The organism is Paractinoplanes durhamensis (genome assembly GCF_016862175.1).
GTDB lineage: Bacteria > Actinomycetota > Actinomycetes > Mycobacteriales > Micromonosporaceae > Actinoplanes > Actinoplanes durhamensis.
The window spans coordinates 239,557-251,446 of record NZ_BOML01000059.1 but is presented as its reverse complement, the minus strand read 5'-3'; the positions used below and the strand labels follow the sequence as shown (position 1 = coordinate 251,446).

Annotated in this window: 2 protein-coding genes; both read right to left on the bottom strand. The window is 66.9% G+C overall.

Annotated elements, in window-relative coordinates; translation table 11 throughout:
• Window positions 1-391, bottom strand: a 391-nt coding sequence (locus Adu01nite_RS37735) for a hypothetical protein (protein ID WP_203734090.1), incomplete at its 3' end; no start/stop codon positions are given.
• Window positions 391-11,871 (bottom strand): ricin-type beta-trefoil lectin domain protein, encoded by an 11,481-nt coding sequence (locus Adu01nite_RS37730; RefSeq protein ID WP_203734089.1) that lies wholly within the window; start codon window positions 11,869-11,871, stop codon window positions 391-393. The genes Adu01nite_RS37735 and Adu01nite_RS37730, both read right to left, overlap by 1 nt.
• Window positions 11,872-11,890: the final 19 nt, after the last annotated feature.

Sequence of the window (11,890 nt, the reverse complement as noted above, 5' to 3'; positions counted from 1 at the left end):
ATGCGACAATCACAGTAATTTCGCTTGGCAGTTCCCGGGGCTCGACAAGCACGCGGACAAAGATCGATCTGGTGGGCGACAAATCGACCTCTTCCGTCTGCGCTGCAACCGAGTTTCCCACAACCAAAACCCCGCTTGGCAGCGACAGCTCGCCAGCAAAAACCTCACTCCCGTGAGGTGCGCGCAGCCCGTCCGAGATCACAGAAATGCGAACCTTACCATCCGCATCGGATCGGGTCGCAACGCAAATCATACTTTCGCTTGCGACAGCCGGCTCGTCCCCGCTTTCCCACTGAGGAACCTCCACTGCACCGCTGTCACCGATCTCTACCTGACCGTAGAGAGGCAACACCTCAACTGCGGCGTCAACCTCGCGACCACTCAGACCCACTACTTCACCACCACTTCGAACGGATCCCCGTGTCCGATACTGAACTTCCTGTAGAAGGACGACATTACACCGCCCTGAATACGCTGCTCCTGGATGGGTACACCGAGGATCCTCGCTCCGGCGCCGCCTTGCATCGAGGACGCTAACGGATATTCATCAGGGCTGAGCGGCCTACCACAGAATCCCGCACAGGCAGCCGCTCTATTTGCATCAATGTCCGCCTTAATCGTTGTTCGATTTAGAACCATCGGCTTACCACTCGCCTGAGCCGCGCGAACATTTGCCGCAATATTCGGCATCTTACTGGAATCAAACTCCACTCTTGGAAGAGTGGTGGGGCCAACGCCATTCGCATCAACCGGCCCGATTGCGGTGTCGTGCATTGATGGGGCAGGAGTGTCGCCGCCGCAGTTGTGTACGAGTACTGGTGTGTTGCCGGCGATTACATAGTAGGTGTGGATGTCGTCGACGGTGAGGTCGCGCATCACTGTGGCGCCGGTGTGGTTGCGGACGGCGGTGACGTGCTGGATGCGGCCGTCGGGGCCGGTCAGGGTGGACTTACCCGCTTTGAGGTTCGCGGCGTCGGTCCATCGGCCGGTGGTGGCGTCCCAGAACGGGTGGTGTGCCGTGGTCTGCAGGACCGACGTGCCGGTTGGGCCGCGGGTACTACGGCCGCCCTTGCCTTCGCTCACCACATCAGCGTCAGCGTCCGCGTCCGGTCGGGCCGAGATGGTGATGTCGGTCAGTTCGTGGTCGCGGTTGGCGTGCAGCAGGGTGACCTGCCGCGCGCCTGCCTCACCGGTGATCGGGTCTTTGGCCTGAACCTGGTCGCCGATGGTGATCTCGGAGATCGGCCGGGTGGTGCCATCGGCCATCAGGACCCGGGTGTCCGGGTCGAAGCTGTGCGCCGACGTCGCCGGGCTGGTCGGGCAGGCCTGCTGTCCTGTTTCCTCGGCGTCCTCGTCGTGCTTCTGCGGCTGCTTCTTGCGGTCCGGCTGGTTGTTCTGCTCCTTGGGCTTGGCGGCCTTGGTCTGTGCCGGCTTCTTCTCGTTCTTCGGCTCGGTCTTCGGCTTGGCCTGCTTGGCCTGCTTCGACGGCTGCGGTTTGCGTTCCGGCTTCGGCTTGGGCTTCGGCTTCTTCTTCGCCGGCGGCTTGACCTTCTTCTTCGGCGGCTTCGGCTTCTTCGGAACCTTCTTCATGATGTCGCCCAGATGCTTCCGCGCCACGTTGATCAGATCCTGCGACCTGTGCATCACGGTCATCGCGCCATCGACGATCCGCTTCCACAACCGGTAACCCGAGAACGCCCGATCCGCCGCCTTGTACAAAGACTTGGCCATCTTCAACGCCTTGATCGGGCCGAGGAAGTTGGTGGCCAGATCAACGCAGTCCCAGATACTGCCACCCAGACACCCGACCAGCGACGTGTAGCCGATCATGTCGAGCAGCATGCCCACGCCGACCTGCAGCAGGATGTCCAGCAGCGACGTCTGGCTCTCCCGCTGGGAGCGCTGGTAGTCGGCCTCCTGCGCGGCGATCTGACCGCCGACCGCCTGCATGTCGCGGTCACGCTGGTCCATCGCCGAGGTGTACGAGGAGAGTTCGGCCTGGTACTTCTTCACCTCGCAGGCGTAGTCGTACTCGCCGCACTTGCCGTCGACCGCGTTGCCGCTGGTGTCGGTGTTCGACAGCGGGTCACCCTCGGCGTACGCGAACCGGTTCGCCGCGCCCGAGGTCGGGGACGCGCTGTTGGCCGCGGTGTCGCGGGTGTCGAACGTGCCGGTCTGCGGGTCGTACCACCGTGACCACATGTTGACCTTGCCGGTGGTCTGGTCGGTCCATTCCTGCTGGTAGCCGAGCCGGCCGGTCATCCCGGCAGCCGCTAGGACCTTGCCGAACGGGTCGTAGGACACCGACCCGGTCAAGGCGGCACCAGTAGCGGTGAACTCGCCGACCACATCGGTGTGGGCATCGGTCCAGGCGTAGCGTTGCCCGGCCGCGGATGTCACCCCGACCAGGCTGTCGGCGGTGTCGCGGACGTAGACGGAGGTGCCGTCGGCGGCCACGTCGTTGCCGAGCCCGGTGTAGGTCAAGCCGGTCTGGATGACCCGGCCCAGGCCGTCGTAGGTGTAGGTGCTGCCGGCGCCCTGGGAGATGACCTGGTTGAAGGCGTCTGTGACGGTGTTGACGGTCTGGCCGCCGGTGGTGGTCGCGGTGAGGGTTCCGCGGGCGGTGTATTGGTAGGTGGTTCCGGCCGATTCGGAGACCAACTGGTTGCGCTGGTCGTAGGTGAACGTCTTGGTGCCGGCCTGCACCCGGTTGCCGGACTTGTCGTAGGCGTACACCACCGGGGTAGTGCCGTCGTCCCAGCCGCTCAGCCGATCGGCAAGATCATAGGTGTACGTATTGACCGACACGCCGCCGAAACCGGTGGTCGTCTTCTTGGTGAGGCTGTCGTTGAGGTTCCACTCGTACGCGATCTTGCCGATGCTCGTCTGATTGGACGTCTTGAGTTCGTCGGAGGTCTGCTGGTGCAGGTCGTTGTAGCCGAACGTGCGGGTGTTCCCGCCGTACGCGATCGTCTGAACTTGACTGAGGCTGTTGTAGCCGTAGGTCATGTCAACACCGGCGGCGGTGTTCTGCACCCGCGACGGCCGGCCCACGGGGTCGTACTGGTAAGCGGTGGTACCAGCGCCGTCGGTGCGCCCGGTGAGCAGGCCGTCCGGGTTGTACTGGTAGGACGACGCGCCGGACACCCCGGTGATCGAGGTGACAAGGCCGCGGTCGTCGTAGCCGACAGTGTTGGCGCCCGCGGAGCCGGTGAACTTGGTCATCCGGCCGACCTGGTCGTATTCGAAGGTGCGGTCCGTGGTCGTGGCCTGTGCTCCGCTGCCGGAGCTTTTGACCAGGCGGCCCATCACGTCGTAGTCGGACGTGACGCTGACACCGCCCGGCGAGTCGAGGCGGGTGCTCTTGCCGTTCTTGTTGTAGGTCAGAGTGAAGGTACGGTCGGCCGCGTTCGGTGTGCGGGTGGTGGCCGGCTCGATCTGGGTGGCCGGCAGGCCCCACTCGTTGTACGTGGTAACGAAGCCGTTGCCCCGCCCGTCAGTGAACCGGGTCTGGTTACCGGCCAGGTCGTAGCCGAACGTGGTGTCGATCGCATCGGCGGAGCTGATCGGCTCGCGCTGCCCCGTAAGCCGGCCGAGCAGGTCGTACGTGTACGTCTTGCGGGTGCCGCGAGCGTCGGTGGCCGCAACCGGGTTGCCGCTGGTGTCGTACTCCTGGGTGCGGGTTCGTAGCTGGGTGCCGGCCGCCGACCAGTCGGCCGTGGCGGTCTGCCGACCGGCGAAGTCGTACGTCACTGTGGTGTAGGTGTTGTCGGCCGCGGTGGTCCGGATCGGGCGGCCGGCGCCGTCGTACTTCGTCGTGGTGGTGTTGCCGAGGATGTCGCTGACCCGGGTGACTTCGCCGACGCTGTTGTACTTCGCCGTGGTGACGACGTTGCCGGGCGAGGTCACCTTCGTCGGCCAGGGGCTGGATGCGTAGTCGTAGGTGGTCGTGTAGCCGGCGTTGTCCTGGCGCACCGCGGACGTGCTGCTGAGGGTGCGGCCGAGATAGTCATACGTCGAGGCCACCGTCGAACCGTTGGGGTCGGTGTTTGACGCCAGGTCACCGTTGCCGGTGTACTCGTACTCCGTGACACCCTCGTCCGGGGCGGTGACCTTGACGGTACGGCCGAGCAGGTCGTACTCGTAGGTGGTCTGGGCGCCGAGCGCGTCGGTGGTCGAGGCGACCTGGCCGACGGTGTTGTAGGTGACGGTCTTGATCGCCTTGATCTTCGTGGTGGTGCCCGGCAGCGTGTATTGCGGCGACTCGGACTCGACCATCTGACCGGCGCCGTCGTACCGGTTGATCGTGATGTTGCCGTTCGCGTCCTGCTGCTCGGTCGCCTCGCCGAAGGTGTTGTAACCGACGCGGGTCACCGGGCGGGCCAGGACCGGGGCACCCTCACCGACGACGGTGGACACAGCCGGCCGGGTGGTGGTGACCGGGCGGCCGACCTCGTCGTTGACGATCTCGGTGCGGCCACCCTTCGGGTCAGTCATCGCCGTGACCGAGCCGTCGCTGGTCAGCGTGTAACTGGTGCGGCTGACCCGGCCGGCGTCGGCCGGCGCCGCGCCAGTGTGGAGCTGGCCGATCTCGGTGGCGCTCAGCGCCTGCTGGTACGTCTGGACGTCGTCGACGAGGCCGGTGAACTCGCCCGGGGGCGCGATCCCGGCGCCGATCCGCAGGTCGGTTGCCCGGTTGTTGAACTGCTCGGTGGTGGTGGAGATCGCCGCCGTGACCGTGCCGTCGACGTACAGCTGTGCGGTGCTGGTCGCACCGCTGGTGGTGGCTGGGGTGACCACGACCGCGAGGTGCTGCCAGGCCTGCGTTGCCGAACCGGTGGTGGAGGTGCTGGTCACGGAGGCGTTCGTGCCGTCCGGCTGGCGAACATCCATAGCCAGGCGCCAGGAGTCGGCGGCCTTGTCGTAGAACACGTCCAGGGCGGTGGCGCCGTTGTCGCCGCTCATCGCGGCGACGTAGTGGTCGGCGTCCTTGGCGGCGAGCTTGGCCCACAGGCTGAGGGTGTACGGGCGCAGGGTGTCGACCGCCGCCTGGCCGACGATGGCGCTGCCGGTGACGCCGGTGAACGACGCCGCGCCGCCGCGTTCGGGCGACCAGTTCACGGCGCCGGCGGCGGTGCCGGTGTTGTTGCCGGCCGCGTCGGCGGTGGTGGTGCCGGACGTCTGGTCCATGCGCCAGCGCGTCGTCGGTGTCAGCCCGCCGGTGAGGTAGGTGGTCTCCTGCTGGACGCGGCCCATCCGGTCGTACATCGTGTCGGACCGCGACAACTGTGCGTCGGACGGCGACGGGACCGCGCCGCCTGCGGTCAGCGTGGTGCTGACCACGTCATCCTCGGCCGAGTAGGCATACGTGGTGGTGCGGCTGGTAACGGAGCCCTCGTCGGGGTCGGTCACCTCGACGGTCGCGGTCCGGCCACGGCCGACCTCGTCGTAGGTGTACGTGGTCTTGGTCAGCCCGTTGTTGCTGAGCTGGACGGTCCGGTTGCCGGCAGCGTCGTAGGTGTTCCTCTCCAGCACGAAGGACTCGGAACCGTTCGTGCGGGTCACCGTGGCAATCAGGTTGTTGTCGGTGTACGTGTACTTGGTGACCCAGCCCATCGCGTCGGTCTCGGACGCAAGCCGGCCGCCCGGGTCGTAGGCCAGCGACCGGACCGTCAGATCCGCGTCCCCGTCCCCGTTCTCGACAATGGTCGCCAGCTCGTTGCCGACCGCGTCGTACGTGGTCAGCTCGACGCTCATGTCGGCGTGGGTCTGCTTGCTGACCCGACCGAACGCGTCGTAGTCGTACCACGTCCAGTTGCCCACCTCATCGGTCTCGGTCATGCGCCGGCCGTACCAGTCGTAGCCGTAGTGGGTGGTCCGGGGCGCGTCACCGCCGGTGGCGTCGGTGGTCGTCTCGTCGGTGAGCTGCCCGTCGAGGTCGTAGGCCAGCGTCGTGACCGGGGTGTGCACGGCGCCGGAGACCAGGTTCGTGGCCGGGGTATCGGTCACCTTGGTCACCCGGTCGGACCGGTCGTGCTCGTAGTCGGTCGTCGCCCCGATGATCGCCTGGCCGGGATGGGCCGGGTCCGGCAGGACCTCGAGTTCCTTGGTGGTACGGCCGAGGTTGTCGTACTCGTAGCGGGTCACCGAACCGGCCGGGTCGGTGGTCTCCGCGACGTCGCCGGCCTGGTTGTACTCAATCGTCTGGACGCCGCCGTCGGGTTTGATGACCTTCCAGGGCAGGCCGGCGGGCACCTGAGCTCCGGCGTATCCGCCCGTGGTGCTGCCGTCGGTGTAGCCGATTGTGGTCGTTCGGCCGATCGCGTCGATTTCGCTGGTCCGGTTCCCGGACGCGTCATAGGTGTATTTGGTCAGGTACGTGTTGTCGGTGACCGACGCCGATCCGGGTCCGCGAAGCTCAAGAAGGCGGTCGTTGCGCACGTCCGCCGGGTCCGACGCGTTCAGGTAGTAGGTGGAGTACGAGGTCGAGCACTGGTTCGCCGACCGGTCCTGGCAGGTCGTCGCGGCGACCACGTTGCCGCGGGCATCGTGCTCGTTGATCGTCATGTTGCCGTTGGCGTCGGTGACCGTGCGCAGATTGCCCTTGCCGCTGTAGCCGTAGCGGGTCGCGTTGCCCAGGGCGTCGATGTCGGCGACCTTCCGGCCGTACATCAGGTCGTTGACCGTCGTGGTCTTGGTTTCCTGCTTGTTGCCGTCCGGCGGACCTAGGATCGAGTACTGGATCTCGCCGGATGGTGCGGCCTTGACCGCGTCGCGGGCCTTGAACTGGTAGGACGCCTGGTTGTCGTCGATGGTGGAGGCATATGTCGCGACCTCGGCGAGGCCGCCGTTGTGGTAGCTCGTGACGTTGGAGTCGAGCCAGTAGAAGTTGCCGGTGCCGCCGTCGACGTAGCCGGCGCCGGCTGTGTAGGTTGCCGCCGTGTCCGGGTCCATCTCCCGGCGTTGCGTGGTCACGGTCGAGGCCGCGGAGGACTGCGTCTTGACACCGTCGACGTACAGCGACTGGTTGAGTCCGTCGGTGGTCAGCACCGCGTGGTGCCACTTGCCGTCGTTGACCACCGCCTTGCTGGACAGCGACGGCATCCACTGCTGCGCGACCGAGGTGCTGCAGTCGTAGAGCTGCAGGTCGGTGCCGTCGACCTTGGACGAGCCGGGGTCGTCGATGCAGCGGCCGGACAGCTTGTTGAGGATCCGGCCGCTCGCCGACTGCCAGGTCTGGGTGGCGGTGCCGTTGCAGGTCCAGAGCGTGAGCACGGTGCCGTTGGCAGTGAAGCCCCCGTTGGGGGTGATGCACTTGCCGAACGCCTGCAGAGTGAACTCGGTGTTGCTCGCGTTCAGCGGCACCAGCGACCAGTTCTGCGCGGCCGTGCCATTGCACGTGTAGATCTGGATCTTGGTGCCGTCGGTGACGACGCTGCCCTCGACGTCGATGCACTTGCCGGGGATGCCGACCGAGTTCAGCGGGCCGGTCGGGGTCTTCGACGGCGACAGCGCCCGCAGCCTGCCGTCTGCGGAGATCCACATCGCCGGGATGTCGTAGCGGGCGGTGTTCTGCGTGGCGTCGTACTTGGTGCCGAGCAGGATCTTGCGGGTGGTCGTGGTATTGAACCACATCGACACCGAGCTGCTGTTCTTCGTCGCCACCCCCGACGGCAGCGAGAGGTAGGAGCTGGTGCCGTTGAACGATCCGGCCTTGCCGGCCGCGCCGAACGGGCCGTCGAGCGATCCGAGGCCCACCACGTTGTAGGTGGCGACGCCGCCGTTGACCTGGTTCACCGCGTCCTGGCCGCCGTTGCTCTCGGCCATCCGCCAGTAGTTCGTCGGGGCGCCGCCGAGCACGGCACTCTCGTACACCTTGGTGGTACCGCCCAGAACCGGGGCCTGCGGCTTCCAGAGCGTGCCGTTGCCGTCGGTCATCTCGCTGACCCGGCCGGTCACCCCGTCGTAGGTGACGGTCGCGTTGGAACCGCCGTTGGCCCGCACGATCCGGGTCATCTGCTTGACCGCGCCACGCGCTGCGAGCAGGGCGTTGACGACCTGCTTGTCGACCGCGGAGTCGAACAGCGCCACCTCGGCGACCGAGCCGGTGAAGTAGTCCCGGTAGCCGAGGTTGCTGGCCGTGCTCGCATGCGACTGGTTGGGCCAGCCGCCGCCGAGGAAACCCTTGCCGATGTACGAGCTGTTCGGGCTCAGGTCCTGGACGGTCACACCGGTCTGGGTGATGACCGGCTTGTCGTCGACGTACATCTCCTGCTTGTTGCCGGAGGCGGACAGCACGACGTGGTGCCAGTTGCCGTCGGCCACACTCGCCGCGGACTCCATCGGGCTGTGCACCGCGGCGGTGAACAGCTGGTCCACTGGGCGCGTCTTGCCGCACGCCCAGATCTGCATGGCCGCGCCGCTCTGGCTGCCGTCACCGACCGAGTCCAGGCACAGGCCCGAGTAGTCATTGGTGATCTGCCCGTCGACCTGCACGTCCCACTTCTGCGTGGCGTACGTGCTGTTGCAGCTGTTGATGATCAGATCGTCGCCGTTGGAGCCGCCCTGGTCCTGGGTATCCAGGCATTTGACCACGCCACCGCTGGTGACCTGGATCTGCCGTCCCGTGGTCCAGGTGAAGACCTGGCTGGGACCGCCCGTGCAGTCGGACAGCACGAGCACAAGGCCGTTGAGCGACGAGTTGTAGGGAACCGTCAGGCACTGCCCCTGACCGGCCGCCAGCAAAGTGCCCAGCGACGCACCCAGCTTGGGCGCCTTCGGGAAGCCACCCATCAGCTTGCCGTTCGAGCCGACGTACAGCGTCGGATGGTAGGCGGTCCTGGTGGTCGCGGCCGCCGAACTCGTCGCCTCCAAGGACTGCCCGTACAGGACGCCGTCGCCACCGCTGGCCTTGAACCACATGCTGATCGCCTGGTTCGTGGCGTCGGTGCTCAACTTCGCCGGAAGCTGCAACTGCGCGGAGGTGCCGTTGAAACCGGCCGCCGTCGCGCTCGAGCCGGCCAGCGGGCCGGGCTGGCCGAGCGCCACACCGCTGTAAGTACCGAGGTCGGTGCCGCCGTTCTCCAGCATCGAGCTGTTCGCGACCGCGCCGGCGGTCTCGGTCAGCCGCCAATACGAGTACGGGCGGGCGTTGAGCATCGTGGTCGGATAAGGCGAGCCGGTGGCGGCGTACTCGTAGTCGCGGCACTCGCCCCCGCCCGCTGGTGGGCACACGTGCTCCAACGCGCCGTCGGCGCTGTAGTCGTACCACCAGGTGTTGACCGTGTCCCAGTCCCCCACGACCGACGCGTCGGTGGAGATGTGGTCCACCCGTTTCGGCGTCGTCGACGTCCAGAAGACATCCAGGATGCGGCCGGACGCCGACTCGATCGTCGACACCACGTGGTCGGTGTACCAGAAGGTCTGCGTCCGCCCGGAAACGTCGGTGATCGACGAAATGCCGTATCTGCCGTCGCCGGTCGGCTCGGCGAACACGTAGGTGGTGCCTTCCTTCTCCCGCAACCGGTAACCCGTACCGAGCTTGGTGAAGGTGGCGGACAGGCCCGCCGGCGACAGGAAGGTGCTGTCGTTGTTGCGGCCGAACGCCATCTCACGGCCGTTCGGGTAGGTCACCACCACGGTGTTGACGCTGGTTGTCCCGCCGATCGTCGCGGTCTTCTCGACGGCCTTCGCGTCGAGCACGCTCGACCAGCCGACGCCGAGCGCTTGATCGGTACGCGGGTCGATGCTGTTGTACGCCCTGGTGATCTCCAGCGGCGGGCCGATCGTCGCGACCATCACGTCGCGGATCGTCGTGGTGTAGTTGCCGATCACCGGATCGAAGCCCTGGCCGGGGTTCTGCGACAGCCCCGAGGTCACCGACGGTTGCGGCACCGGCGTCACCAGCAGGTGCTTCGACAGGAAATCCGCGTTGTTGGTCAGCCCGTCGGAGACCATCGCGGTCCAGTAGTAGCTCTCGCCCCAGACCATCTTCCCGGCCGGTACGGTCCACGACTTCTTCGCGATCCAGCCCGAGTTCGCAATCTCGGTCTTGGAGTCCTTGCCGTACAGGATGAACTTGTACGTCAGCGTCTTCGGCCAGTTGTCCGGATCGTGCGCATCCGCGATCAGCTCCGGCGTCAGCGTCTGCGCCGCCGCCCCGTACGCCGGGTACTGCTCATCGACCTGCGCATCGACGTTGTAGTCATACGTCAGCTCCAGGTAGGGGTCGGTCGCGACACCGTAGTCCCCCGAGGTGAACCGCTTGAACGCCGTCGAGTCGGACTCCGACGCGGTCAGCGCCAGACCGAAGTTCGGCATGGTCCCGCTCGACCAGCCGTTGAACGTCGTGACCGGCAACGCCACCGACCGGAACGCACCGACACCACGGTTGCTGCCGGTGTTCTCGCACGCCGGATAGTTGTCGCCGATCGTCCACGTCGCGATCGGCGACGAATAGGACGGGCCGGCCGCGAGGGTGCCGTTGTCCCCCAGGTTGTTGACCGTCCAGGACGAGGTGACCCGCCGCACGTACACCGGCTCGTGGCTGGTGCAGTTGTACGACCAGGTGTGGTACGCGAACAGCTTCGCCGACCGGATCTGCGTGCCCACCAGGCCGTCGTTGTCGAAGTTGTCGAAGTGGATGAACGACCGCGAGACGGTCGTGCCGCCGTCATAGGTGCCGACCGGCAGGTTGTCCCCGTCCTGGTTGGCCGTGGAGCTGCTGTTGTCGGTGAAGACGTCACCGGTGTCCGCGGTCTGCCACTCCGCCGTCGGATCGATCCGCACCGGATACTGCCGGGCCGGGTCGGCGAGCCACGCCGCGTCGGCGGTCACCCTTAGCGCCGGGCTGCCGTCGACCGTGGTCAGCTCGTAATGCACCTTCGACGACTCGGCCGGGGCGCCCGACGCCGGGTCGACCTTCGAGTCCTGCATGTAGCCCTGCGGGACCCGCATCGCCACCGCACCGGCCGCGGTCAGCAGGTCGATCGAGCCGTCCGGCTGCGCCTTCGGGGTCAGCCCTTCCAGCTTGAGTGGGAACAACCACTCGTTCCCCGCGGCCGGAGACTTCAGAACGATCGTCTCCTTGAGACCGTCGTTCAGCGACCGCAACTCCAGGTCGGTGCCCGGCAGGATCTCCGGATACGTCGCCGTGTCGCCGTCGACCACCGCCGGCACCGCGGCCGCACCCGCCAGGTCGTACGCCATCGTGTGACCGGAGGCGGTCGTCACCGACGCCAGGGCACTGCCTGCGTCCACTGTGGGCGCAGGGCTCGGTGTGGCGCTCGGCGCTGTGGACGGCTCAACGCTCGGCGTCGCCGTTGGCGCCGGCTTGCTGACGTCGGCTCCGCGGGCGCCCAGGGACACCTCGATCGAGTTGGCGCCCGCCTCGAGGCGGTTGCCGCGCGGCGTCAGCGCCGAGTCGATCGGCTGGTAAGTGCCGTCCGGCGCCCGGAAGTTGACCCGCGACTCGTGGATCTGCCGGGTGATCGAGCCGTCCTCGTTCTGGAACTCGTCGTAGGTCGCCGACGAACTCTTCGGCAACCGCTCGCTCGTTTGCGGGTCGAAGCTGGTCCCATCACCGGGCTTCGCCGGCGTGGTGTACGCCTGCGACTCGGGCTGCGTCGGCAGCGCCGGATCCGCGATGCCCTTGCCACGGCCGGGCGCCCGGCCCGCACCGCCGTCAGACTTCGTCTCGCTCGTCGGCACATAATGGTCCGCGTCGGCCGGATCACCGCCGATCTCCTGCTTCGGCAGACCGGCGACAGCAGCCAGCACCGGCGTCTGCCGCAGCACCGAGAACAGCCCCGACAACGGCCAGCCGCCGCCCTCCGGGACCGCTCCGGGCGGCACGCCCAACGACAAAGCCACAGCCAGCGCAGTACCGCCG